Genomic DNA, 24,487 nt, shown 5'->3' with positions numbered 1-24,487 from the left:
CCCATGGGTACCACCGGGAAGACTCGGGGTTTCATCGTCCTGAGCGACCTGTCCAAGATCGGCCCGTACCTGACCGACCTGCGGGCGCGCGGGATCGCCGTGCTGGCCGTCTCGCAGCCACGGGGCTCGGTCATGGTCCAGCGCGGCCTCGAGCTCCTCGGCACCGCCGGTCACCCGTTCTCCGAGCTGGCAGACGTCGCCCTGCTCGACGGCGGCGACCTGAGCGGCATCGTGGACCAGGCGAGCCGCTGGACCGCGGACTACGACATCACCGGGGTGCTGGTCGCCGCCGAGGTCTACGTCGAGGCCGGCCAGGTCATCAGCGATCTGCTCGGGTTGCCCGGTCCCGGCATGCGGGCCGCGCGGGTCTGCCGCAACAAGCTCCTGCAACGCCGGTACCTCGCCGAGTGGAGCCCGAAGTCGGTGCTCGTCAGCGCGCCGGCGACCACCGCGGGCTACGACGGGCCGTTCCCGGCCGCGGTCAAGCCGCTCGACCGCGAGTCGAGCATCGGAGTCCGGCTGGTGGACAACGCGGCGGCGCTCGCCGCGATCGTCGAAGCGCTGGCTCCGGGCAGCCGGATCCTGGTCGAGGAACGCGTGCGCGGGCGGGAGTACAACGTGGATTCCATCGTGCTCGAGGGCAAACCGATCGTCACCTTGCTGACGCAGAAGGGCACCAACGAGAACTCGACCGAGTTCTTCGTCGAACTGGTTCACACGACTCCTCCGGCCAACTTGGACGAGCGGGAGGCCGGCCTCATCGCCGACGCCCAGCACGGTGTTGTGGACCGGCTCGCCTTCGAAACCGGTTTCGCACACGCGGAGTACCGGCTCACCGACGACGGCCGGGTCGTGCTGATGGAGATCGCGGCGCGCGCACCGGGCGACGCCTGCCTGCCGCTGTACCACCTGGCGACCGGCCAGGCCGTCGAGCCGGTGCTCATCGACGCGGCGATGGGCCACGCGACCGGCTACCCGCCGGCCTTCCGCCGCCGGGGCCGCCAGGTCTACTTCGACCACGCCCCCGGGACTTTGCTCGACGTCCACGCCGAAGGCACCGGCGAGGTGCGACCGCGCTGGCTCGCCGACACCACCGGCATCTGGCCGCCGCTGCGGCCGGTCGACGAGCACGCCCCGGCCAAGCTGCACGAACTGTTCGTGCTCAAGAAGCGCGGCGACCGGTTGCTCCCGATCACCGAGTCGTCGAGCCGGGCCGTCACCGCCATCTTCGATGCTCCGCTCGACGTCGACATCGACGCCGTCGAAGCCGAGGTCAGGCGCGCCGTCACGATCGAGACCGAGCCGGCTCGATGACGGAGCTGAGCGTGGCCGCCGGGCGGGAGCGCACTGAACCGGTGGTCAAGGTGCTGGCGTGGGACAACCTGCTGGGCAGCCTCGGCCAGTACAGCGTGGTGCCCGCGCTCGGGGTCCTGATCGCGACCCAGGACCCCGGGGCCGGGCCGGGGGCGGTGGGCGCGGGGCTGTTCCTGTACTTCGCGACCGTCGGCCTGGCGTCGCTGGTGGTCAACCGCTGGGTGGCCCGGTTCCGCTACCGCACCACGCTCTGGGTGAGCTGGGCGCTGGCCACCGCGGGCTTCGCGCTATTGGCCCTGCTGCACACGTTCGCGCTGCTCGTGGCGGCCCTGCTGCTGGCCGGGTTCGGCGTGAGCGTCCACCACGTTCTGGCGCGCGTCCTCATCGCCGAGCGCACCACCGGCGACGTCGAGCGGAACCGGGCGTACTCGTGGATGAACGTCGCGCTCAACGTCGGCGGTGCGGCCGGCCCGTTCATCGCGAGCCTGCTCTACGTCGCCGGGGACGCGCGCCCGCTGATGGTGGCGGTGGCCGTCTGCTACCTGCTCGCCTCGGCGGTGCTGATCCGGTGGCTGCCCGCCGATTTGCGCCCGGCACCGACACCGACGGCGTGGCCGCTGAACCGGGCGGGCCTCAAGGTGGTCTTGCGGCACCCGGTGGCGTGGCGCACGGTCGTCGTCGCGACCCTCGCGACGTTCCTGTACGCCCAGTTCTACTCGGCGTTCGCGTTGCTGGTCGCGGAGCGGATCGCGGCTCCGCTGATGCGGGCCGTCCTGCTGTCGGGGCCGGCGATCGCCATCGTCGTCCTGCAGTCGGCCGTGACCGGGGTGGTCACCTCCCTCATGCGGCGCGGCGCGCGGCCGATGCCTCTGCTCGGCGGCGCCACCGTGGTCTTCGGCATCTCCATGGTGTCGCTCGGGTCCGGACTGCCGGTGCTGTCCGCGTGCCTGCTCGCAGTCGCGCTCTTCGCGCTGGCCGAGATGGTCTTCACGCCGATGCTCAACACGGCGTTCGCGGCCTTGCCGTTCCCGACGTCACTGGAGCGGCTGAACTTCCGGCAGGTGTGCTGGACCGCGGGCGAAGCGCTCGGCTCGCTGTGCGGCGGAACGCTGTTCCTCGTGCTCGCCGCGCGCGAACTGGACCGGTTCTACTGGCTCGGCCTCGCGGTGGTCTCGATCGCCGGGACGGTGCTCCTGCTCGTCACCCGGCCTCGCACCGCATCGAGGAGTGCGTCATGACCGACCCCGGCTTGCGCTACATCGGCGCCCACGAACTGTCCCGCTTCACCGGCGCCGCCCTGCGCGCGGCGGGAGCGCGTCCCGCCGACGCCGAGGTGACCGCCGACGTCCTGGTCGCCGCGGATCTGGGCGGCGTCGAGAGCCACGGTGTCGCACGGCTACGGCGCTACGTCGAAGGGCTTCGGGACGGCAGTATCGACCGGGACGCCGTGCCTGAGGTCATCCGCGACACCGGCGGGACGTGCATCGTGGACGCACACAACGGCCTCGGGCAGCCGGCGCTGCGCACGGCCGTCGACCTCGCCGCCGAGCGGGCCCGGACCACCGGGGTGTCCGTGGCGCTGGTGCGGCGGTCCAACCACATGGGCATCGCGGGCTGGTTCGCCGAGCGGGCGGCGCGCGCGGGGACGTTCGCCGTGGTGGCCACCAACGCGGTTCCCCAAGTGGCGCCGATGGACGTGCGCGAACCGATGTTCGGCACCAACCCCCTGAGCTACGCCGTGCCCACGAGCGACGGACCGATCTGCTTCGACGGCGCGACCAGCGTCGTGTCGCGGGGAAAGCTCGAGCAGCTCGGCCGGACCGGCGGGTCGATGCGAACCGGCTGGGCGCTCGATCCCACCGGCCGCCCGGCCACCGACGTCCTCGGAACCGTCGACGGTCTCATCGGCCGGGACGGGCACGCGCTGCTGCCCGTGGGCGGTGGCCGCCCGGAGCACGGAGGCCACAAGGGATCCGGGTTCGCCCTGCTCGTCGAGCTTCTCTGCGGGCCGCTCGCCGGTGCGCGGTGGAGCCGGCACACCTACGAAGACGGCGAAGCCGGCGTCGGCCATTTCGTGCTCTGCCTCGATCTCGGCGCGCTCGGAGATCCTGCCGAGGTGGACGCGGAACTGGCGGGGCTGGCGCGGGAGATCCGGGACGGGCGGCCGGTCGACGTCGCGAAGCCGCCGCGGCTGCCCGGAGACCGCCGTCGCCGGCTCGCCGAACGCCGCCGGACCTACGGCGTGCCGGTGCTCGAGTCCGTCGTGAACGACCTCCGCGACATCGCCACCCGGCTCGGCATCCAGCCGCCGTCGCCGGCGAACTACGACATCCCCGCGGTGACCGCACCGCGCTGACCGTTCCCGAGAGGAAGCCATGCACTACGAACGTCTGGACCACACCGTCCTCACCGTCGCCGACATCGACGCGACGGTCGACTTCTACGGCCGTGTGCTCGGCATGGAGGTGGTGACCTTCAGCAGCCTCGTCGCCAACCGCAAGGCTCTCCGCTTCGGCGACAGCAAGATCAACCTGCACGAGGCGGGCAACGAGATCCAACCGACGGCCGCGAACCCCGGCCCAGGGACCGAGCACCTGTGCTTCGTCGTGAAGGACCCCGTCGAAGGAGTCGCCGACCACCTGCGCGCGGCCGGGCTCGAGGTCGAAGACGGGCCGGTCGAGCGGGCCGGCGCGCTCGGGCCGATCACGAGCGTCTACGTCCGGGACCCGGACGGGAACCTCATCGAGCTCAGCAACTACGCGGACCGCTGATGCCGGCCTCCGAGCGGGTTTCCGCCCGCGTCACGGCCATCGCGGAATCCGCGACGCTGGCCGTCGACGCCCGGGCCAAGGCATTGGTCCGGGCCGGGCGGCCGGTCATCGGCTTCGCCTCGGGCGAGCCGGACTTCCCGACCCCGGAGCACATCGTCGAAGCGGCGGCCGCAGCCACTCACGATCCCCGGTACCACCGGTACTCCCCCACCGGCGGCCTGCCGGAGCTGAAGGCCGCCATCGCGGCGAAGACCCGCCGCGACAGCGGTCTGGACGTCGACGAAGGCCAGGTCCTGGTGACCAACGGCGGCAAGCAGGCGATCTACGAAGCGTTCTCCACTCTGGTGAACCCCGGCGACGAAGTACTGGTGCCGGCCCCGTACTGGCCGACGTACCCGGCCGCGATCGCGCTCGCCGGTGGCACACCGGTCGCGGTCCCGGGTGACGAGCAGGACGGCCTGCGCGTCACCATCGACCGGCTGGAGGCGGCTCGGACGGCGAAGACCACCATGCTGGTCTTCTGCTCGCCGAACAACCCGACGGGCACGGTGTACACGCGCGCGGAGATCGAGGCGATCGGTCGCTGGGCGGTGGCCAACGACCTGTGGGTCCTCACCGACGAAATCTACGAGCACCTCGTCTACGGCACGACGATCTTCCACTCGCTGCCCGTGGTGGTGCCCGAGGCGCGCGAGCGGTGCGTCGTCGTCAACGGGGTCGCCAAGGCCTTCGCGATGACCGGCTGGCGGGTCGGCTGGACTCTCGCTCCTGCCGACGTGACTGCGGCGATGACGAAACTGCAGTCCCACCTCACGTCCAACGTCGGCAACGTCGCCCAGGTCGCCGCGTTGGCGGCGCTGTCCGGCGGTACGAAGGAGATCCGGCGCATGCGTGCGGCCTTCGACCGACGTCGCCGCACGATGGTCCGGATGCTCGGCGAAATAGACGGCCTCAGGTGCGCCGAGCCGGACGGCGCGTTCTACGTCTACGTGTCGGCGAAGGACGTCTTGGGCAGGCAAATCGGCGGCAGGCGCCCGGGTACCACCGCCGAGCTGGCGGCCGTGTTGCTGGAGGCCGCGGAGGTGGCCGTGGTCCCCGGTGAGGCTTTCGGGGGTCCTGGTTACCTCCGCCTGTCCTATGCCCTGGGCGACGACGACCTGGCGGAAGGGATCACGCGGATCGGCAAGCTGCTCGCCGGCAGCTGATACGCTCGTCACCGGGACGCGGTCCCGGTGACGAGCTTCCCCTCACGGGCAGGTCAGCGTCGGCTCCGCAGACGACGAACCCGCCGAAGCCAGCTGGGCCAGGCCGCGGCCGCCGAGGCCGAGGACCGCCTGCGTCGTCGCCCGGACCACGGTGTCGGCGTTGTAGCCGGTGGCGTCGTAAGCGATCGCGCCGCGGTTCGCCGGGACGCCCGCGCAGCCGACCTGCAGGCCGGCGAGGAATGTCTTCGCCTTCTGGGCCGCTGCGAACCGCAGGCCCGCGCGGAACGCCTGGCCCGCGAGGCCGGTCGTGTTCGCGTTCGGGGCGACCGCCGGGTCACCGGTGCCGACCGAGATGCCGCCGCCCGTCTGCTGCTTGCCCGCCAGCCAGGTCAGGCCCTGTTGGGACTTGCCGATCCGGCCGGTCGCCTGCAGCGCCTGGGCCACCATCGCCGTCGAGTCGGTGTCGCTCACGCACGGCGTCGCGCCGAAGTCGAGCGGGAAGCCGCCGTCCGCGCACTGGGTGCCGGCCAGGAAGTTCACCGCCGACGCGGGTGCGTGACCGGGCGTGCGGTCGAGCGCGAGGATCGCGAGGGATTGGGAGAACGCGTTGCTGAAGTCGCCGAACGCCGACTTGTCGGAGAACCGGCCCGACGGCGTGAGCAGCCCGCGCAGCCGCGTCGGCAGGTCGACGCCGCCGAACGACGCCGGATCGAGTCCGCGGACTTCTGCGGCCAGCGCGGCCTTGGCGGTCGCGCCCGCGTAGGACTCGGTGGTGCCGTCGCCGATGTAGCCGGCCAGGTTCGAAGCGACGTAGGTGGTCGCGCGGCCCGCGGCGATGTCCGCGACACCAGCCGAGGCGAAGGCGAGGATGCCGTCGATGGTGAGGCCGGTGTCGGGGTAGGCGACGCCGCCGAAGACGGTGACGAGGTGGTCGCCGTCGATCAGCTGTCTGGCGAGCCAGCCGGCGGCGACGTCGGCGCTCTGCTTGGGCGGGGTCGTCGCGGATGCCGTTGCCGGGACGACGAGGGCGGCGGCGGTGACCGTGGCCAGGACGGCCGTGAGGTGGCGCAGTTTCACTGTTTCTGCCTTTCCTTCGGGAGTTCGGCGAAGCTCGGTGCGACGCCGTAGGAGGCCTTGCGCGAAGCACGCCGCAAGGTGGCGAGGACGGCGGGACCGAGGACGAGGATCGCCGCGGTGTTGGTGATCGCCCGGCCCGTGTCCCAGCCGGCCGTCGAGGTCAGCAGGGTGAAGACGGCGAACCGGTGGAGGTTGTCCAGTACCGGGTCGCCCGGGACGTAGGAGATGTGCCCGTCGTAGTAGGCGACTTCGGCGCCGGTGATGAACGGCCAGAACCACAGGTTCATCAGGAACCCGAACAGGTACGCGACGACGATCCCGTACATCGCGAGCATCGCGATTTCGGCCTTGCCGGTGATCCGGCGCGGCAGTAGCCCGGCGCCCATCCCGATCCACGCCGAGCACAGCATCTGGAACGGCAGCCACGGTCCCACGCCCGCTGTCAGCAGCGCCGAGGCGAACAACGACGTGCACCCGAGCACGAACCCGAACCCGGCGCCGAAGACGCGCCCGGCGAGGACGAGCATGAAGAACACCGTCTCGATCCCAGCCGTCCCCGCGCCGAGCGGCCGCAACGCCGCGTTCACCGCCGAGAGCACCCCGAGCATCGCAAGGGCTTTGGCGTCCATGCCGCCTTCGGAAAGCTCGGCCAGCACGATGACGATCAGGATCGGCAGGATGCCGAAGAAGATGAAGGGCGCGTCCGGCCCGTGCTGCATGCTCTGCGGCTCGACGCGCACGAGCAGCGGCCAGACGAACATCATCAGCCCGGCCAGCGACGCCAGCCCCAGCACGACCGCCGACCGCGGGCCGACCCGGACCGCCTGGTCAGCGCGCCCCCAGTGCCGGATCACGAGACGGCCGCCTCGACCTCGGCAACGGTCAGCCAGCCGTCACCGAGGATCTTCGCCACCTGCGTCGCGAACGCCGGCGAACCACCGAGCACCTCGGCGGTCGAGCCGTCGCTGACGATCTCCCCCTCCGCCATGACCACGACCCGGTCGGCGATCGTCGCGACGAACTCGACGTCGTGCGTGGCCACGACGACCGCGCGCCCTTCGGCGGCCATCGCGGCGATCATCCCCGCGAGCGCCGCCTTGGCCGGGTAGTCCAGGCCGCGGGTCGGCTCGTCCAGCAGCATGATCGACGGCGACGCCGACAGCTGCACCGCCAGCACCAGCGCCAGCCGCTGCCCTTCCGACAGGTCTCGCGGGTGCCGGTCCGGATCGATGCCGGGGGCGAGCCGGTCGAGCAGGCCCCGGCAGGAACCGGGCGCGGAATCGGTCTCGGCGTCGGCCGCGGCGCATTCGGCCGCGACGGACTCCAGGTAGAGCAGATCGCTCGCGGTCTGCGGAACCAGCCCGACGACCTTGCGCGCCTTCGCGCTCGACAGCTCCCCCGGGTCGACACCCGCCGCCCGAACCTTCCCGCCTTGCCGCGGGCCGGAGCCCTGCAGCGCCCACAGCAGCGAGGACTTCCCCGAGCCGTTGCGGCCCATCATCGCGACCACCCGCCCGGGATGCAGATCGAGGTCGAGCCCGCGGACGGCGACCACCGGCCCGTACCGCACGACCACGCCGGACGCGGTCAGCACCGGTTCCGCCGGCGCCTCGGGCACCGGCTCCGGACGGCGGCCGAGGCTGTCGCGCAGGGGCCGGGCGACGCGGCGGGCGTCGCGGACGGACATCGGCAGCGGGTTCCACCCGGCGAGCCGGCCGAGCCGCACGATAGGCGGCGCGATCGGGGTTGTCCGCAGGATCTCCGGCGGGGTCCCGTCAGCCACCGAGCCGTCGCCGGGGACGTAGAGCATGCGGTCGGCGAACGGGATCACCCGCTCCATCCGGTGTTCGGCCAGCACGACCGTGGTACCGAGGTCCTGTACCAGCCGCGCCAGCGTCGCGAGAACCTCTTCTGCCGCGATCGGGTCCAACGCGGACGTCGGTTCGTCGAGGACCAGGACCTTCGGGTGCACGGTGAGCACCGAGCCGACCGCGACGCGCTGCTGCTGCCCACCCGAGAGCGTCCGAAGTGGACGGCGACGCAGCTCGGCGATGCCCAGCAGATCGAGGGTCTCCTCGACCCGGCGACGCATCACCTGCGGCGCAAGGCCGAGCTGTTCCATCCCGTACGCCAGCTCGTCCTCGACCACGTCGGCAACGAACCCGGCCAGGGGATCCTGGCCGACGACTCCGACGAGGTGCGCGAACTCCCGCGGCGGACGTGCCCGGGTCGTGACGCCCTCGACCGACACGGTGCCTTCGAGATGGCCGCCGGTGAAGTGCGGGACCAGGCCGTTGAACGTGCCCAGCAGCGTCGACTTCCCGGACCCGGTGCGGCCGGCCACCAGCACCAGTTCGCCCTCCCCGATCGAGAGCGAAACTTCGGTGAGGACGGGCTCGGGTTGCCCGTGGTACCAGAAGGACACGCGGTCCAGCTCGATCATGCGGGGACTTTCTCGGGTTCGGGCACCGCGTCGAACGGCAGCGCGGGCGGCGGAGTCAGGAACGCGGGCAGCACGCCGAGAAGCACGCCGGCAAGAGGCAGCCAGGACAGCAGCGGCCACGACAGCGTGCTCAGCGACGGGTTGAGGTTCGTCGGGTCCACACTGGATGTCGCGAACAGCACCGCCGCCACGCCGATTCCGCTCAACGCGGTGACGAACTCGGCTGGATGCCACCGGTCGGGCCGGTATCGGCTGCGCTGCACGCGGCGGCCGGCGGTCCGGAAGCCGATCAGGCCGAGCACCACCCCGGCCACGAGGAACGGCGTCGCGAGGAACCGCGGGGTCGAGCCGTCGAGGGTCGCGTAGATACCGACGCAGATGCCGATCAGGCCGGTGATCATCAGCGTGCCGGTGAGCAGCCGGGCGCGGGCCTGCACAACCCCGGCCCGGCCGTAGCCGCGGGAGTCCATCGAGGACGCGAGCTGCAACGACCGGTCCAGCGCGTCCTCCAGCACCGGGATGATCACCGCGTGCAACGCGCGGAACCGTCGTCCCTTCGCTCCCCCGCGCAGTTTCCGCGCCCGGTGCACGCGCTGGACGCTCTCGGCCAGCTGCGGGAACACCGACAGCGCGACGATCACCGCCGTCCCCGCCTCGTACAGCGCCGGCGGCATCGCCTTGAGCAGCCGTTTCGGGTTCGCCAGGGCGTTGGCCGCGCCGAGGCACAGCACCATGGTCGCCAGCCGGAGGCCGTCGAAGAGCCCACCCAGCACCGACTCCGCGGAAACGGCCCCGAACAGCCGGATGCCCGCCGCCCACGCGGGCAGCGGGATTTCCGGCAGGTTCAGGACGATCGTCGTGCCTTCGGCGCCGCCGAACACGATCCGGAACACCACGCGCACCACGACGATCACCACGCCGAGGTAGACGTACATCCGGAACGCCATCGCCCACGGCGCGTCCGCCCGCCGCGCGACCACGACGTACCCGAGCACCGCGCAGATCGTCAGCAGCAGCCACGGGTTCGTCGTGCGGCCGGCCGCGACCGCCAGTCCCAGCGCCCACACCCACCACGCCGCCGGGTGCAGATCGCGCGGCAGGAACCAGGAGGCGAACATCACCGGTCCCGGGCGCGCTTGCGCTGCCGGGCGGTGAACCACGCCGCGGCGGCGAGCAGGACGACGGCCCCACCGGCCACCCAGGGCGCGTAGTCGCTGGCCCCGGCCTGCTCCTTGATCGCCTGGTTCACGTCCGGCGCCGCTTCTCCACCGGTGAACGCCACGTTCTTCGCGGGATCGGGCGCCCCCTGCGCACCCCCGCCTGGCCGTGGCTTCGGCGGCGGAAGCGCCCGCGAGGACGCCGGATCCTGCCCCGTCGTGGCCGTCTGCGTTTCCTCGACCGGTGCGCCGCGGGTCGCGGCGATACCGCCGCCCCGCTGTCCACCGGCCACGCTCCCCGGCTGCTTCTCGTCGACGTCGCCGGAGCTCGGTGCCGGTTCGGCCGCCGTGGTGCAGGGCCCGGCGGTGCCGGGCCGGACCGGCGCGATCCGCGGTACGGGGTTGGTGTCGGCGGTGGCGTTGAGCGAGAATGACCAGCCCTCGAAGCCGCCCGGGGTGAAGTCCCGGTTCTTCACGCCCCACTGGCTGTATTCCCAGGCGCAGTTGTTCCCCGCGTGCCAGTACGACCAGTACCCCGCCGCGGGCGGAGTGTCTACACAGGACTCCTTGTAGTGCTCGTCGCCCTTGACCGGAATCTCCTCCACTGCCGACGGGCGGTTCTCGATCCGGCAGATGAACGCCTCACCCCAGCGCTGCACACCGGCGATCTGGAAGCCGGCGTTCTTCAGCGCGTCCAGGCCGGTGCCGCGGCCTGCCTGCGGGTCACAGCGCACGATCGTCGTGCCGCCGAGCTGCTGGAAATCGATCACAACGGTGACGCCGGTGCCGTCGGCGCAGAAGCCGGGTTTGCCCTTGCTCTGGTCGATCGCGTGCGCCGGGCCCGCGGTGAGCGCGGCCGTCAGCAGGGCGACGGCCGCGCTCGTCAGGATCCGCCTCATTGCACCGTGAGGGTGGCCGTCGAGCTGGTGGAGCCACCGGCCCCGGTGGCCTGGATCGTGTAGGTGTAGGTGCCCTTGGCGGTCGGCGTGATCGTCTTCGTGCCGCCCGGCACCGCCAGCGAACCGGACCAGCTGCCGCCACCGGTGGCCGGGGACACCGACTGCGCGGTCAGCGTCGTCGAGTTGGTCGAGGTCCAGGTCAGCGTGGTGCTCTGGCCCAGGGTGATCTTGCGGTCCAGGTCGTCGACCGACAGCGACACCGTCGGCGTGCTCGCGCCGACCGCCGGGTTGCGTGGGGTCACGCGCGGGACCGGGTTGGTGCTCGCGGTCTTGTTCAGCGAGAACGACCAGCCCTCGAAGCCGCCGGGGACGACGGTGCGGTTGAGTGCGCCGTAGCTGCTGTAGGTCCAGGTGTTCCCGGAGCCGTCGGCGTTCCAGTACGACCAGTACGCGGACGCGGGCGGCGTCCGGATGCACCCTTCCTTGTAGGTCGGGTTGCCCGTGATCGGGATGACCTCGGTCGCGGACGGCCGGTTCTCCAGCCGGCACACGAATCCGAGTCCCCATTGCGCGGTGCCGGCGACTGCTATCCCCGCGTCCTGGATGGCCGCGATCCCGGTGCGGGCGGCGCCCGGGCTCGGGTTCGGCGAGCAGCGGGTGATCGTCGTGCCGCCGAGCTCCTGGAAGTCGACGACGACGGTGACGCCGGTGAGCGCGTCGGCGCCGGTGCAGATGCCGTCGTAGCCCTTGGTCGGGTCGATCGCCGACGCGGGCGACGCCGCGGCCGTGACCAGCCCGGCCGTCAGGACGGCCCCGGCGAGGATCGTACGGATGCGTCTCATGCTGTTACCCCCGGTTGTGTGGTGTGGTGCGACGGACGAGGTGGCGCAGGCCGACGGCCAACGCGAAGACGAGGACGAGCGCGGCGCCGGAGAACCGGGTCGCCAGCCAGAAGGCGGAATTGCTCGAGACCGGTTGCGCGATGACGGGCAGGCCTGCGGCGAGCGGCTGGACGACCGGTCGTGGCTGGGCGGTCGTCAGTGGAGAGCCGTCCGCGTCGAGCCAGGTCCGGCCGGCGACCCCGGTCGCCGCCGCGATGCTCGTGCCCGGGTCGCTCGGCCCGCCCGGCGACTTCGGGAACCCGCCGTCGGCAAGCGCCAGCCCGCCGAGTGTGCGCGCGGCCTTGCTCGCGTCCAGCCCGGCCACCTGGCGGCCCCCGGCGACGACGGCGGTCAGCGCGAGGTCCGGCTGACCGTCGGCGCCCGTCACGGTCCCGTCCTCGCCGGTCCGAGCGGTCAGGGCCGCGGCGGCGGTTTCCAGCGCGTGACGACGTTCGGACGTCGAGACCGCCGGAACGGAATTGCGCGGCTCGGCGGCCAGTGCCTGCACCGCGACGGCGGTCGCCGCGAGGTCTCCGGTGGCGCAGGACTCCGCGGAGAACGCCGCCGGGAAGAGCCCATCCGCGCATTGGTGGGCGATCAACACGTCGATGGACGCGGCCGGGTTGGCGCTCGTCGTGGTCGCCAGGGTGGCCCACGCGTGGCGCTGGAGCGATTTCGTGCCGTCGGCGAACTCGCCGGTGTCGGTGAACTCGCCGTCCGGAGTGCGCAGTGCGGCGAGGTCGCGGGTGAGGTCGTTGTCCCCGGACCCCGCGAACCGCGCGATGATCTGCAGCTTGGCCAGGGGCTCGGCGTAGGACGCCGCGCCCTTCTCGTAGGGCGCGCCGTGGGCGTAGGCCTTGATCGAGTCCGGGTTCAGCAGGAACCGGGACGCCCGCGCGACAGCGTCCGGCTGCTGGCCCAGAGTGCGCAGGCCGAGCACGAGGTCGGCGGTGAGGTCATAGTCGACGAACGTCTTGCCGTCCTGGGTGACCTCGACGTGGTCGCCGTCGACGAGTTGCCCGGCGAGGTAGCCGGCGAGCCGGCCGGCCGGGGTCGGGCCGGTGACCTGCGTCGGCGCGCTCGGAGGCGTCACCACCGTGCCGCGGGGTAAGCCGCGCCTGATGGCCGGGCTGCCGACCTTCTTGCTGACCGGCGGCGTCGACAAGTGCTCGCCCGTCGGCGCAGGTTTTTCGCCGGGCGGTGATGGCGGTGGCGGTGGCAGACAGCCAGGGTCCGGCGACGTCGGTGTCCCGGCGCGGCGCAGGGTGAGGTCGTGGAAGCCGACCTGGGACAGGCCGAGTCCTGCCTGCGCGCTGGCGCGGATCCAGGTGTCGAGCCCGGCGATCCCGTTCGTGCGCGCTGCCTGGTACTCGGCCGGGGTGTAGGCGATGGCACCGACCTGGTCCTCGAGCCGGGTGCCCAAGTCCGCTGCGGTCACCTGGGCGGACTCGAGGAACGCCGCCCCCGACGTCATCGCGGCGTCCACGCAGCCGGCGTCGGCGAGGGCCTGCAGGATCAGGCCGGTGCTGTTGGTGTTGGCCGCTTCGGTGCCGACGCCACCGCCCCAGCCGCCGCTCGTGGTCTGATGCGCCTTCAGCCACCGCACGGTCTTGGTGATGGGCGCGTCGAGACCGGCCGCACCGGCGTCGCGGGCGGCGAGCATCGCCGACAGCGCGATCCCGGTGGCGTCGCCGTCGGGCGCCGACTGGCCGAACGGCTTGCCCTCGTCACAGGTCGAAACCTTGTGCCCGTCCGGCGTCACCTGGTCGCCGGTCTCGGTCGTGGGAACGAGGCCGAAGAAGATCCGGAAGTAGCCCTCCGAGCACTGCTGGGACAGCATCGTGTCGAGCGCGAGCCGGTCGGTCAGGCCGACCCCGGCGAGCCCGATCACGGCCAGGGCCTGGCCGAACATGTTGGCGTTGTTGCTGACGAAGTCCTTGAAGTCGGGGTTCTTCGAGTAATCGCTGACCCGGCCCCTGTCCACGCCCGAACGCATGATCGCGCCCAGGGTTTCGGCGACCATGTCGTGCCCGCCGAAGTTCCGTGGGTCCCGTCCGGCGACTTCCGCGGCGACCAGCACCTTCGCCGCGGCGCCGCCGGTGATGATGGCGTCGTAGCCTTGGCCCGGGACGAGCCCGTCCCAGGTGTAGTAGTCGGTGGCGTGGTGGTCGAGGTACGCCACGATCGGCGCAGCCAGGGCGCCGTCGCCCGAGGCGTACATCGCGAACAGCGTGTCGATCATCAGGCCGTGGTCGGGCAGCTCGCCGCCCAGCGGGTTCTGCAGGGTCCCCTCGGGCGAGAGCTGCGCGGAAAGCCACTGCGACGTCGGCTTCGAGGCGGTTTCGCCGGCGAAAGCCGGGCTTAGCGTGCCTACGGCGACCACCGCAACAGCGGACACCAAAGCCGCAAGGCGCGTGCCGGCCAAGTCGTCCTTCCTCTCCCCAGGCGCCGACGCGCACGAGGGAGGGACCGGCCCTGAGGGCCGGGCGTCACTCACTGCTTACGCGACAGCGGATCGACAACACCTGCCCGAGGAGGTAGTCCGACTCGTCACCCAAGGTGACCCACGGTTGCGCGACAGTGCCGGATTTCGACCGGCTTCCCCCGCCACGGGCAGCAAATGATGAAGTTGTATTGGCCAAACGCCTTGACCGTAGCAGCTGTCCAGCCGGACGGAAACGGCAAAACTCACGTCTGCGTCACATCAGGGGCACCGCCGCGGCCCCGCCGTCCCGAGCGCGCCCCACTCCGAACGGCAAGGTCCCTACGAGCAGCGAGTGCAGCCTGGAGCACGTGCTTCGGACAGCACCCGTCGTCCGGCGCCGGTTCGCCGCATGCGGCCAGCGCGGGCAACTGCCCTTCGACAACGTCCAGCAATTCGGCCGCATCGCGCAGCAGCCGCTTGAGGGAGGCGATCTGCTCCATCTTCGCGCCGAGCTGTTGTCGGCTCGCGTCGAGCTGCGCGAAGGCAGCGGGATCGAGCACGACCACGTCGGCACCCGCTAGTCGCATCCGGCGCGGCACCGGTCCGGTCCCCATGGATCGACCTCCCCTGTCCGAGAAAGCGAAATCCGGCCGTTTCCCGACGAACAGCACGCTGACCGGCGGATCGGCGCCCTCAGCGCCGGCCCGTCCGTCATCCCCACGTGACAATTTCCCGAAGCCGGTGAGAATCCGGCGCGGTCGCGCCGCTGTGTGCCCATCGTGCCTGAGATGGGCGAGCCAGGTCGAGGAACCGTCACCAGCCCCAACGAACCAGGGACGCGAAATCCCCTAAGGAGGCCCGATCTGACCAGCATTCCCGCCGGCTCCGGCTCGCCCCCGGTCGTCCTGCCGGTGTCGAAAGCCGTGCTGTGGCTCGGCTTGACCGTGCTCGCCCGCGCTGATGATCTACTACTTCGTCGGCATCGACCAGGGCGCCACGTCCCTGTTCGGCGACGATACGCACGTGCACGAGTTCGTCCACGACGCGCGCCACTTCCTCGGCTTCCCCTGCCATCGAGCGCCCTCGGAACGGACAACCGGATATGGAAAAGAAACTCGTCCTGCGCGGGCCCCTCGCCGGCGCGCTCGGCGGCCTGCTCGCGTTCGTCTTCGCACGGATCTTCGCCGAACACCTGATCCAGTCGGCGATCGACTACGAATCGGGCCGCAGCGAGGCCGAAGCGGCACTCAACCAGGCCGCCGGGCTGCCTGTGGAATCCGAAGGCCCCGAGGTATTCAGCCGGGCGATCCAAGCGAACGTCGGCATCGGCGTCGGCATGATCATCTTCGGCGTCGCGATGGGCGCGCTGTTCGCGGTCGTCTACACGGTCTCGCTCGGCCGCGCCGGCCGCGTCCGGCCGCGAGTCTTGGCGCTGCTCGTCGCCGGCGCCGGATTCCTGGCGCTGTACCTGGTCCCGTTCCTGAAATACCCGGCGAACCCGCCGTCGATCGGGCACCCGGAGACGATCGGCGCCCGCGGCGGCCTGTACCTGACCATGGTCGCCGCCTCGATCCTCTTCCTCGCCGGCGCGGTGTGGCTGGGCAAGCGCCTGAGCACCCGCCTCGGCACGTGGAACGCAACGCTCGTCGCGGCCGCGGCGTTCGTCGTCGTCATCGGCGTGCCGATGGCGTCCTCCCAGCCGGGCCCGCACCCCCTCGCCGGAGCAGCAGGAAGTCCTCGGGTTCTTCATCGCCCTGCAATGGCAACGCACCACCCGACCGGCTTGCCCGACCCGGCCCTGCAGCGGGCGTTGCACGCCGACCTGCGGACGCAGCGCCACTGCCTTCAGATCGTCACCGCATCCGCGCGCTTCTTCTGAACGCCTGTCACCTTTCGACTGATGACCTTGTCCGCCGACCGGCGTCTCGCCGCCAAATCCACGAGCATACCGACAACGGCGCCTCCGGCTGCGCTGACGAGTCCGGCATCCGGCCGACCAGCACCAGCGGGACGCCGGACCGACTCTCTTGGCTCGTCACCGGCTCAGGTACGGATGCGGGTCAGGACCGCTTCCGGGTTCGGTGATGACCGGAATCGGCCTGCCGACGGGGTCTCCTGTGCGGTTGAACCGGAACGTGCCCGTTGCGCCCTGCACCTCGACGGTCGGAAGGGTCTCGCGCACAGTCTCGGCGGTCGGCTGCCGCCCCTTGATCGCTGTGAAGGCCGCCGCGGCGGCGTCGTGGTAGAGGAGCGCGAAACCGTCGTTCAACGGTTCGCCGAACCGGCCGGCGTATTCCTCTCGGAACCCCTCGAAGGCGGCTGGAGCGCGCTGGGGAGCCGCCGACCACCCGACTGGGTCCACGGAGATCGCGCAGATCACCCGAACGGCACCTCCAGCTGATCGGGATGCGAGCTCCGGCCGGCCGGTCGACACCGAACCGACGGTGACCGGAGCGCCGGGGCAGGTCGTCGTGAGGTAGTCCGCCACGTCGGTCAAGCCCGAGCTACGGCCGGCGTAAAGCGTCCCCGATGGGCAGCCGGGAAGGTACATACGTCCGCCGTTCCACACCTCCGGCACATGCCAGGTCGACAAGAACGCCTTCCGCAGAGATTCCACGTACACGTCCGGCAACCCGTCGCTGAGCACGTAGTCCGGCCCCTGCCCCGGCCACGACCGCCGCAACGCAGCAGCGAATTCTTGGTTGTCCGGGGTGATCCGGAAGAGGCCGTCGGCGTGCAGGGCATTGGCGGTCGCCGCGACCATGGGGATGCCACGCCGAGCCAGCGCCTGCACGCCCTGGACCGAATTCGTAGTGCTGACGCCGAGGCCGACGACCGCGACGAGCGGGTGCTCCTCCCCCGCCATCCTGACGAGCTGGTCGATCACCGGGCGCCAGTGCGCTTGGTTTCGCCCCTCGTTGGCCAGCACCAGCTCCACCTTGACCGTGTTGACGGCATTGGCATGCTGTTGCGCCAGGAAGACGCCTTGAAGCGCGTGGACGATCTGCTGGCGAGTGAACACTCCTGGTGCGAGTGGCGCGAGCAGCGCCACTCGCACATAGGGATCGGGCCCGGCGACGACGCTCTCGTTCTCTTTCTCGATCAGGCTGGAGACACCGCCGTCGGCGCCGGTGAAGTCGTAAGCGCCATCGGTCACCCCGACACATTCGTAGGTGAACCCGCCGGCCAGGTAACGAACATCCTGATCGAACGGCGTCAACCCGCAACGTGCTTGCAGACCACCAGCGACCGGCAAGCCGATTCCGAGACTGGCGCCCAGGAGAAGCACAATCGACGTCAAGGCGGCCGCATGGCGGACTCGTGAGCGCCCACCCGGACGTATCACGAGCGGCTCGGCTGATCTGGCCGGCGGTGCACCACCGGCCATCCGGTCCTGGAGCAGGTTGTGGCGGAACCGGTACGCACCACCATTGGCCCGCAGCACCCCGAGGCGGTGAGCTTCGGCGAGAAAACCCATCAGCCGCCAGGGCACTCGGCCTCGCCCGGCAAGGACGAGCCGCGCGACTTGGTACCCGGTCCACACATGCGGGCCGCGAGCCAAGCCGACCACCGCGCCGATCAGAGCGGCTCCGGCGCCGTCGACCAATCCCACGAACGGCCCTGCGACCAGTCCGAACACCAGCCCGGCAGCCAATCCGAACGGCAGGCCGAAGACGGCCAGTTGCACCAGTTTCACGGTTCGGTCGGCACGCAGGACCGCAGCAGGGCCGACCGTCTGCACGGAATCAGCGGTCATCTGCAGCCAGCCCAGCAGGCCGAACCCCATCCCGGTCACGGCCCCGGCCGCGGCCCCCATCAGCAACGCCGGATGGGCCGAGTCGGACGTCTCGAAAGCGAGCCAGTAAGTCACCTCTCCGACGGCACCGATGACGACGCCGGCAACCGTGCCTCGCACCACGCCCGCGCTCAGCCGGCCGATCAGATCGATCCAGCGGCCTCCGACTCGTGCGTATGTTCGCTGCGGCTCGCTCACCGCGGTCGTCGCAGCGATGGCGCCCGCAAGCACGCCCGCCAAGCAGCCGGCTGCCAGGCTCAGTCCAGCGGCGGCACCGGCGTCGGCCACGGTTGGCAGGACCATCAGCCACACCGCGACGACCGACAACGCCGCCGCAACGGCTCCGATGCCGATACCGATGGCTCGAGCCGGTGACGACAACGCCTGGCGCAGCCTCCACCAACGGAAGTCATAGGTTTCCTGGTGCAGCAGGTGGCCGGCGAGGAATCGCAGTGCCCGGCCGGCGGCATCCCTCTGGTCTTCGGGGTAGGCGGCAGGTATCAGCCCGTCGAGGAGAAACTCTTCGACCTCTGCGGGAGTCGACAACCCGAGTAGTCTCTCCGGGTCCGCGGCTCGGGCGAGGTCGATCATCAACGGCGTACGCAGGGCCTGCGCAAGGGCGCTGTCGGACCCGTTGCGCAGCCGGGCGAACACCGGAGCCCAACGCGAGTCGCCGTTCACCCGGCCGGCCGCTAGGTAAGCGACGGCGTCCGCGCGTTCGATCGCGCGCAACTCCACCACCAGAGCCGTCGCGGGCACTTCGCCCGTCTCCTCCACAGCCGTCTGGTACTCCTCGGCGCGCGAGGTCACCACCATGGCCAGACCGCTCTTCCCGAGCCGGCGCAGCGCTTCGGCGTGTAGGCCGCGCGGCAACTCGTCCAGGCCGTCCAGTACGGCGAACACGTGACCCGCGTCCACCAGGCGTTCGATATCGCCTGGGCCGTAGTCAGTGCGCAGTCTGCGCTTGATCCACTCCTGTGGTGATTCGGCGCCGACACGCCATGACGTCAAGGACAGCAGCACCGGCACCGGGTCGCCGGACGCGCGCGTCCCGCACATCGAAAGCGTGAGCCGCGCCGCCAGCACGCTCTTTCCCGCACCCAGCTCGCCCAAAACGATCACCTGCTGGTGGGGCAGCCGGAGAATCAGCGTCGCGAGGTCGTCCAGGTCTCCGTCGAAGTCGAGCTCGCCACGGGCCGACGCGCGATGCAGAACGTCGAGGATCGGTCCGTCGCCGCGACCGCGAACCAGGCCACGGCGAAACAACCGCCGCAAAACGGTGGCTCGCGGTGGAGCGGCGGCCGGTCCGAGGATGCCCGCAGGTGGTGGTAGTACCGGGCGATCGGTGGTCGACCACTGCTGCGGGAGAGCTGTTGCGGTCAGCAGCCTGGACAGTTCACCTGACCACTGCCTGCTGACCGCCAACGCCAGCGCCTCGGCGGCGTCCCGCAGCCGGACGTCCTCTCCCCGGCCGTCTTCTTCCCGGAGGCGGATGTATTCGGCTCCCATCGACAAGACGGCCAGCACACCGAGCGCAGGCCAGGACCACTTGTGCACCCAAGACGGGACTTCGTTCGACGCGAGGTTCACTGCGAGACCAACGACTACCGCCAGCAGCGGTGGAACCGCCCACGACATCCACCGCACTCGCGAATCCCCTCGTTCGTCCCGTCGGAAGTCGCTGACCACCAGATGGGTGTTACGCGACCAAGATCTGCTGGTTCACTCCCGCCATTCGGGCATCGCGGTCGCCGACGCCGGAGGGGTGACTAGGCCGATCATGCGCACGGTCGCCGATGTCGCTTCATCTGCACATGGCGAACAGGGACGGGCCCGCCTCTGTGAATGCTGGCGACGACTGGCTCGGCGTCGCCAGCGGTCGACAGCAGTACCGTTCGGCCCTCAGCGCTGCGCGCCGCGCGGCATCCAAGATGTCCTCTCTGGACAACGTCGGGTTTGGGCTCCGACGGACAGTGTTCTGCATAGGGCTCCGCATCGTGCAGGCTGGCGGGCTGGCCCAGGACGCGGAGAGGGCCCCGCACCAGGACGGTGCGGGGCCCTTCGCCGTGAAGCGGGAGTTACTTCTTCTTGGCAGCGGCCGAGGTGCGCTTGGCCGGGGCCTTGGTGGCGGCCGGCTTCTTCGCCGCCGTCGCGGTCTTCGCGGCGGCCGGCTTCGCGGCGGCCTTCGCCCGCGTGGTGGTCGCCTTCGCCGTGGTGGCCTTGGCCGCGGTGGTCTTCGCCGCCGCGGTCTTCGGGGCCGCCTTCGTGGCCGTGGCCTTGGTCGCGGTGGCCTTCGCGGCGGTGGCGCGGGTCCGCGTGGTCGTGGCCGGCTTGGCCGCCGCCGCACGCGTGGTGCGGGCCGTCGTCGCCTTGGCCGGAGCCGCGGCAGCCGCGGTCTTCGTCGCCGTCGCACGGGTCGCGGTAGCCGTGGCGCGCTTGACCGGGGTAGCCTTCGGGAGCTTCTTCGAACCGGAGATGACGTCCTTGAACGTCGTGCCGGCGCGGAAGGCGGGAACGTTGGTCTTCTTGACCTTCACGGCCTCACCGGTACGCGGGTTGCAGCAGCCCTGTACAGCACACCAGCCCTCACCGTCACGATCCGGCCGATGAACGCCGCCAAGCCCAGGACGACCAGAATTCCGGCGGGCCACAGGTACCTCTTCACTTCACCCCTCCAGCGCGGAGGACTCGTGTGTACGACGCGTTCACCTCCGACCAGCACACAGTCGCCACCGACACCGACGTTGTTACTCCAGCACTCCGGCTTTCGTGCTGAAGCACAGCAGCTCGACCGGCGCCTGGCACCTCGCATGCCCTATCGATGCGTCCGGGCGCAGTGATGTTCTCAAGCGGCCCAATGCCCCGGCCCGATCGCGCCGTACTCATTGCGGACCTGGCTCGGGCATTTCTTGTACGTGGTGCGCCGATCTTCAAGTCCGGCATCAGCCCGGAAAACGACCACGTCTTCGTGGACGATCAAATGCAGCGGCAGGCCAGCATCGCGCTGCTTTCGGATGAAGTCGCGCTGGAAGAAGCTACCGCGCGCGACCAGCTCCTCCTCCGCGACGCGGGCCAGCAGCGCGACGCACCGCTCGACCGGAATCAGGCCGGCCGCGACGCCGCAGGCGATGACCTGGGACGGGAGGTCGATCAGCTCGGCGTGCTCGCGCCACGGGCGGACCGTGATCGCCACGTGGCCGCCCGGGCGCAGGACGCGCGCGCAGGCGGTGAGGATGCGGGTGAAGCCTGCCAGGAGGCGGTGGTGGCCGATGTTGGCGAGGTTGCCGCGGTCGAGCGCACTGCCGTAGCGGTAGTGCCGCTTGCTGACCTTGTCGACGCCGGCCTCCCGGTTCGTATTGACCAGGCCGTGCACCGACGGGCCGTACGGCGGCGACGTGACGACCAGCGCAACCTGGCCGACGTACCCGGCCGGCAACAGCGTCTCGAGCTGGCGTGCGTCGCCGCGGACCACCTGACCGTCGTGGTCGTGACCGCGCTCGCGGGCGAAACGCAGGTTCGCCCGGGCGATGTCACCCCAGTGCGGCTCGTACTCGACACCAACCGCGCGGCGCCCGAGGTCGATCGCCTCGACCAGCGTGGTGCCGATCCCGCACATCGGGTCCAGCACCACCTCCCCCGGCTTCGTGTACTGCTCAATGGCGTGCGCGGCGACGGCGGGCAGCATCTTGGCCGGGTGCGCGGTCGACTCCGGCACGTACCGGCCCTTGCGCTGCGCGGCCGGCGAGGTCTGCGCGGTCGCCCACACCGACACCGGCAACTCGCCGAAGTCCGTCGGCGCGTCGGCGGCCGGGGTGGTGTCGAGGGCGTCGATGAACGCGCGGGACAGCGGCATAGTCGGCTCGTCGACCGGATGCTGCGAGGCCTTCGGCGGCGTAGTGGTCATGGCGGTTTCCGTGCCTTTCCTTCGGCTGGTCATCGGAGGTCTTCCAGCTGCGCGGCACCGGCGTGCGCTTGGGCGAAGACGAGGATGTCGCCGTGCGCCCGCGCTTGCGTCATCGGCGCGCCGAGTTCTCGCCCACCCGGCTCGACGCCGGATCGCTCTGTCGCGGTGAGCGGATGGAGGCGGCCGTTTCGGATCGGGGTGAGCAGGGTGACGATGTGCTGGAGGTAGAGCAGGTCGGCGTTTTGGGCGGCCTCGATCATCGGCCCGGTCGGGTCGGTCAGCTGGCCGCTCGACCAGTCGCTGTGGGTGTAGACCGCGAGGACGCCGCCGAACACGAGCGCCTGCGCGGCCGCGAGCGCCACGGCCTCCGCCGAACCGTCGGCTCCGCGGTCCGGCGGCAGCGACGTGATGACCAAGCCGACTCGGTCGCCGTCCGCTGCCGTGTGCGACGTCGCGGCTATCGGCCTGAGCTTCGTCACCGCGGGGTGGCGGCCGAGTGCGTGTACGGCGTCGAGCGCGGCATCCAGGTCGCCGGCACCGGCTGAACGGCTCCCGGCGCTGTCGACCGCCGGCCATGGCGTGAGCAGGACCTGGGCGCCGGATGTCGAGAAGCTGGTCGTGATGGTTTCGATGATCGGCACTGGCCACGCCGCGGCCGGGTCGATCGGGTCGAGACCCGCCGTCCATACCGTCGGCGGAGTCGGTGGGAACTCGCGCGTGAGGGCCGCTCGCTTGCCGGAGTGGACGGTGCGAGCGCCGGCGTGCGGCGCGCCCGGGTACGGGGCGCCGTTGACGGTTCGAGGACGCGGATGGGTCGAGTCGTCCCGATTGGACGGCCGGGTGGTCGAGGACGGCGGGCGTCGAGTCACGAGCGGAACCTCCGGAAGCGGGTCACCGGCCGATCGAGTCGGCGACTTCTGCGCGGGTCGCCGGCTAACTCCCGGAACGAGGTCGACAAGAGACACCGTCACTTCGAATTCGAGTTTCCGAGCGGCGGATGGACCTCCGAGTCCGAAGCCTGAGCTGGTCCGCTACTGAATCGCGTCCGTGATTTCCACGTCATGGTGCAGGCGTGAAACGGTTTTGAAGCGGCTTTGTCACGCCTCTGACCTGGGCTAGAAGCGATTTTGAGGCGCCTCGACGGGCTTCCTGGCGACGTCACCTTCCGCTCGCCAAGGAGTTCCGCCATGGACCAGACCTCGCCACCGAAAGACCCCACTTGCCGAGCGGCGCGTTCGCGCGGCGAGCCCGGTGTGTTCGACACCGCCCGCACCGCGTTCGTCTGGCTGGTCACCGGACCGCACCCGGTCGCCCTCGACGGCCGCACAGTGCACGGACTGCCGCCGCGGCTGGTGCCGCTGGACGAAGTCGGCAAGCTGACCGTCGCGAAAGGATGTCCACAAGCGACCCGCGACGCGGTATGGACAGCGCTGGTGACGCGGTCGCGCGCCGAAGGCGGCACGTGGACGGTCGCGTGCGTCGGGCTCGCGTTGCCGGTGCTGCTGCCGGTCGCGGCCAAGCTGACCAACCGGTTCCGCGGCGATGTCCACGACATCCACGCCGCCGTCTTGACCGGCTTCCTCGAAGCGCTCCCCCATGTCGACCTCACCCGGCCGGCCATCCTCGTCCGGCTGCGCTGGGCCGCCTACCGCGCCGGCCACCGCGCTCTACGCGAGGCGCTCGACGCCGCAGCGCCCGTAGCCGATCTCGGCGCTCGCGCACCCGGACCGGAGCGCGCCGGCGGACACCCCGATTTCCTTCTGCTCGCCGCCGTCGAGGCCGGCGTCTTGACCGCCGCCGAAGCCGCGCTGATCGGTGACACGAGGTTCGGCGAGCTGTCGCTGGCCGACGCTGCGCAGGCCCGCGGCCAGACCTACAAGGCGACGCAACAAGCCCGGCACCGCGCCGAGCGCAAGCTGGCCGACTACCTCAACGACAACGACTGGGAACCACACCGCAAAGGGCGGCGCAGCGGGGCCTCGACGCCCGACAAGTCACGTCGTCCGGTGTCTCCCCGCGCACCGAAATCCGGAGTTGGTGACCGCGGGACGCGACTGCCCGCGCGCCCTCGACCATCCCGGTCCACTTCGGAACCGGGCGCCGTTCAGGAGGCGTCCTCATGCGACTGATCTCGCACCGCCCCAGCCACCGCACCCAAGCGGCCATCGAAGCTTCGACGAACAAGTTGCGGACTGATTTTGTGCCAGAAGCTCCGACGTCTCCGGTGCGGTCGCGACGTCGCCCGGTCGTTCTTCTCGGCTCCGCGCTGGCCACCGCGGCGTTGCTGTTCGGCGGATCCACCGCGCACGCCGAGACCGTGCAGTACGTCGCGCTCGCGCAGTCGGTCGACCAGGTCCTGTCGAATATCCGGACGTGGATCATGGGCATCCTCGCCGGCATCGCGCTCGTGTTCTTCACCATCGGCGGGCTCCGCTACCTGATGGGCGCCAACGACCCCGGCGAAATCGAGAAAGCGAAGGGCGCGTTCAAAGCCTCCGGTATCGGCTTCGGTCTCGCCGCGCTCGCGCCGCTCGTCGTCGAAATACTCAAGACCATCGTCGGCGGGGTGTAGACGATGTCCACCCACGCCACCAACCCGAACGCGGCACGCCGGA

General features: G+C 70.9%; 19 protein-coding genes, 1 pseudogene and 2 riboswitches. Of the genes and pseudogenes, 8 read left to right on the top strand and 12 right to left on the bottom strand.

Annotated elements, in window-relative coordinates:
- Nucleotides 1-3: 3 nt before the first annotated feature.
- From ACIQWX_RS18585 to ACIQWX_RS18565, 5 genes are read left to right on the top strand one after another with little or no spacing between them, the layout of a single operon-like run.
- Nucleotides 4-1,314 (top strand): acetyl-CoA carboxylase biotin carboxylase subunit family protein, encoded by a 1,311-nt coding sequence (locus ACIQWX_RS18585; protein WP_400872053.1) that lies wholly within the window; start codon nucleotides 4-6, stop codon nucleotides 1,312-1,314.
- On the top strand, nucleotides 1,311-2,552 hold the full coding sequence (locus tag ACIQWX_RS18580) for an MFS transporter (RefSeq protein WP_400872050.1): 1,242 nt from the start codon (nucleotides 1,311-1,313) through the stop codon (nucleotides 2,550-2,552). Before ACIQWX_RS18585 ends, ACIQWX_RS18580 begins: the two co-directional genes overlap by 4 nt.
- On the top strand, nucleotides 2,549-3,670 hold the full coding sequence (locus ACIQWX_RS18575; protein WP_400872048.1) for an Ldh family oxidoreductase: 1,122 nt from the start codon (nucleotides 2,549-2,551) through the stop codon (nucleotides 3,668-3,670). Before ACIQWX_RS18580 ends, ACIQWX_RS18575 begins: the two co-directional genes overlap by 4 nt.
- A gap of 19 nt (nucleotides 3,671-3,689) precedes the next feature.
- On the top strand, nucleotides 3,690-4,085 hold the full coding sequence (locus ACIQWX_RS18570; RefSeq protein ID WP_400872046.1) for a VOC family protein: 396 nt from the start codon (nucleotides 3,690-3,692) through the stop codon (nucleotides 4,083-4,085).
- Nucleotides 4,085-5,290: a pyridoxal phosphate-dependent aminotransferase gene (locus ACIQWX_RS18565; protein WP_400872044.1), complete on the top strand. Its 1,206-nt coding sequence runs from the start codon at nucleotides 4,085-4,087 to the stop codon at nucleotides 5,288-5,290. Before ACIQWX_RS18570 ends, ACIQWX_RS18565 begins: the two co-directional genes overlap by 1 nt.
- A gap of 42 nt (nucleotides 5,291-5,332) precedes the next feature.
- Here the strand turns inward: ACIQWX_RS18565 and ACIQWX_RS18560 are convergent, their stop codons facing one another.
- From ACIQWX_RS18560 to ACIQWX_RS18525, 8 genes are all read right to left on the bottom strand, one after another.
- Nucleotides 5,333-6,367 carry a peptidase gene (locus ACIQWX_RS18560; protein WP_400872041.1) on the bottom strand — a complete coding sequence of 345 codons (1,035 nt, stop codon included), beginning with the start codon at nucleotides 6,365-6,367 and terminating at the stop codon, nucleotides 5,333-5,335.
- Complete coding sequence (locus ACIQWX_RS18555; RefSeq protein WP_400872038.1) at nucleotides 6,364-7,221, bottom strand: ECF transporter S component; 858 nt, start codon at nucleotides 7,219-7,221, stop codon at nucleotides 6,364-6,366. The genes ACIQWX_RS18560 and ACIQWX_RS18555 overlap by 4 nt, the downstream gene beginning before the upstream one ends.
- Nucleotides 7,218-8,810, bottom strand: a complete 1,593-nt coding sequence (locus ACIQWX_RS18550; protein WP_400872035.1) for an ABC transporter ATP-binding protein — start codon at nucleotides 8,808-8,810, stop codon at nucleotides 7,218-7,220. Before ACIQWX_RS18550 ends, ACIQWX_RS18555 begins: the two co-directional genes overlap by 4 nt.
- Nucleotides 8,807-9,928: a CbiQ family ECF transporter T component gene (locus tag ACIQWX_RS18545; protein WP_400872032.1), complete on the bottom strand. Its 1,122-nt coding sequence runs from the start codon at nucleotides 9,926-9,928 to the stop codon at nucleotides 8,807-8,809. Before ACIQWX_RS18545 ends, ACIQWX_RS18550 begins: the two co-directional genes overlap by 4 nt.
- Nucleotides 9,928-10,866 carry an ABC transporter substrate-binding protein gene (locus tag ACIQWX_RS18540; protein ID WP_400872029.1) on the bottom strand — a complete coding sequence of 313 codons (939 nt, stop codon included), beginning with the start codon at nucleotides 10,864-10,866 and terminating at the stop codon, nucleotides 9,928-9,930. The genes ACIQWX_RS18545 and ACIQWX_RS18540 overlap by 1 nt, the downstream gene beginning before the upstream one ends.
- The gene (locus tag ACIQWX_RS18535) at nucleotides 10,863-11,708 is read right to left on the bottom strand and encodes an ABC transporter substrate-binding protein (protein ID WP_400872026.1); all 846 of its coding nucleotides are present in this window, start codon (nucleotides 11,706-11,708) and stop codon (nucleotides 10,863-10,865) included. The genes ACIQWX_RS18540 and ACIQWX_RS18535 overlap by 4 nt, the downstream gene beginning before the upstream one ends.
- Nucleotides 11,709-11,712: 4 nt before the next feature.
- Nucleotides 11,713-14,172 (bottom strand): hypothetical protein, encoded by a 2,460-nt coding sequence (locus tag ACIQWX_RS18530; protein ID WP_400872023.1) that lies wholly within the window; start codon nucleotides 14,170-14,172, stop codon nucleotides 11,713-11,715.
- A gap of 59 nt (nucleotides 14,173-14,231) precedes the next feature.
- Nucleotides 14,232-14,377: riboswitch (adenosylcobalamin (AdoCbl) riboswitch) on the bottom strand.
- Between the two features lie 58 nt (nucleotides 14,378-14,435).
- Entirely contained in the window at nucleotides 14,436-14,738 is a 303-nt protein-coding gene (locus tag ACIQWX_RS18525; protein WP_400872020.1) for a hypothetical protein, read from the bottom strand.
- 171 nt (nucleotides 14,739-14,909) lie between these two features.
- Nucleotides 14,910-14,974, top strand: a riboswitch (cobalamin riboswitch).
- Between the two features lie 300 nt (nucleotides 14,975-15,274).
- Here ACIQWX_RS18525 and ACIQWX_RS18520 point away from each other — a divergent pair.
- A complete protein-coding gene (locus tag ACIQWX_RS18520) occupies nucleotides 15,275-16,051 on the top strand; it encodes a CbtA family protein (RefSeq protein WP_400872017.1) in 777 nt (258 codons plus the stop codon).
- Nucleotides 16,052-16,207: 156 nt separating this feature from the next.
- Here ACIQWX_RS18520 and ACIQWX_RS18515 read toward each other — a convergent pair whose 3' ends face one another.
- The 4 genes and pseudogenes from ACIQWX_RS18515 to ACIQWX_RS18500 form a co-directional block, all read right to left on the bottom strand.
- Nucleotides 16,208-19,558: a hypothetical protein gene (locus tag ACIQWX_RS18515; RefSeq protein WP_400872014.1), complete on the bottom strand. Its 3,351-nt coding sequence runs from the start codon at nucleotides 19,556-19,558 to the stop codon at nucleotides 16,208-16,210.
- A gap of 488 nt (nucleotides 19,559-20,046) precedes the next feature.
- A pseudogene (locus tag ACIQWX_RS18510) lies at nucleotides 20,047-20,526 on the bottom strand (HU family DNA-binding protein); the annotation flags it as partial.
- Between the two features lie 287 nt (nucleotides 20,527-20,813).
- Nucleotides 20,814-21,872: a TRM11 family SAM-dependent methyltransferase gene (locus tag ACIQWX_RS18505; protein ID WP_400872011.1), complete on the bottom strand. Its 1,059-nt coding sequence runs from the start codon at nucleotides 21,870-21,872 to the stop codon at nucleotides 20,814-20,816.
- Nucleotides 21,873-21,901: 29 nt separating this feature from the next.
- Nucleotides 21,902-22,741, bottom strand: a complete 840-nt coding sequence (locus ACIQWX_RS18500; protein WP_400872008.1) for a hypothetical protein — start codon at nucleotides 22,739-22,741, stop codon at nucleotides 21,902-21,904.
- A 318-nt stretch (nucleotides 22,742-23,059) separates the two neighbouring features.
- Here ACIQWX_RS18500 and ACIQWX_RS18495 point away from each other — a divergent pair, with 318 nt between their 5' ends.
- Entirely contained in the window at nucleotides 23,060-24,001 is a 942-nt protein-coding gene (locus ACIQWX_RS18495) for a sigma-70 family RNA polymerase sigma factor (protein ID WP_400872005.1), read from the top strand.
- 137 nt (nucleotides 24,002-24,138) lie between these two features.
- Complete coding sequence (locus tag ACIQWX_RS18490) at nucleotides 24,139-24,444, top strand: pilin (protein ID WP_400875811.1); 306 nt, start codon at nucleotides 24,139-24,141, stop codon at nucleotides 24,442-24,444.
- Nucleotides 24,445-24,487: the final 43 nt, after the last annotated feature.

The organism is Amycolatopsis sp. NPDC098790 (assembly GCF_044759945.1).
Lineage (GTDB): Bacteria > Actinomycetota > Actinomycetes > Mycobacteriales > Pseudonocardiaceae > Amycolatopsis.
Note: the sequence above shows the minus strand (reverse complement) of the source record. Positions and strands in the feature narration are given on the sequence as shown.

Coding starts and splice junctions, on each gene's coding strand:
- ACIQWX_RS18585 (WP_400872053.1), top strand. CDS start 4: ATGGGTACCACCGGGAAGACTCGGGGTTTCATCGTCCTGAGCGACCTG.
- ACIQWX_RS18580 (WP_400872050.1), top strand. CDS start 1,311: ATGACGGAGCTGAGCGTGGCCGCCGGGCGGGAGCGCACTGAACCGGTG.
- ACIQWX_RS18575 (WP_400872048.1), top strand. CDS start 2,549: ATGACCGACCCCGGCTTGCGCTACATCGGCGCCCACGAACTGTCCCGC.
- ACIQWX_RS18570 (WP_400872046.1), top strand. CDS start 3,690: ATGCACTACGAACGTCTGGACCACACCGTCCTCACCGTCGCCGACATC.
- ACIQWX_RS18565 (WP_400872044.1), top strand. CDS start 4,085: ATGCCGGCCTCCGAGCGGGTTTCCGCCCGCGTCACGGCCATCGCGGAA.
- ACIQWX_RS18550 (WP_400872035.1), bottom strand. CDS start 8,810: ATGATCGAGCTGGACCGCGTGTCCTTCTGGTACCACGGGCAACCCGAG.
- ACIQWX_RS18545 (WP_400872032.1), bottom strand. CDS start 9,928: ATGTTCGCCTCCTGGTTCCTGCCGCGCGATCTGCACCCGGCGGCGTGG.
- ACIQWX_RS18540 (WP_400872029.1), bottom strand. CDS start 10,866: ATGAGGCGGATCCTGACGAGCGCGGCCGTCGCCCTGCTGACGGCCGCG.
- ACIQWX_RS18535 (WP_400872026.1), bottom strand. CDS start 11,708: ATGAGACGCATCCGTACGATCCTCGCCGGGGCCGTCCTGACGGCCGGG.
- ACIQWX_RS18520 (WP_400872017.1), top strand. CDS start 15,275: ATGGAAAAGAAACTCGTCCTGCGCGGGCCCCTCGCCGGCGCGCTCGGC.
- ACIQWX_RS18505 (WP_400872011.1), bottom strand. CDS start 21,872: ATGACCACTACGCCGCCGAAGGCCTCGCAGCATCCGGTCGACGAGCCG.
- ACIQWX_RS18495 (WP_400872005.1), top strand. CDS start 23,060: ATGGACCAGACCTCGCCACCGAAAGACCCCACTTGCCGAGCGGCGCGT.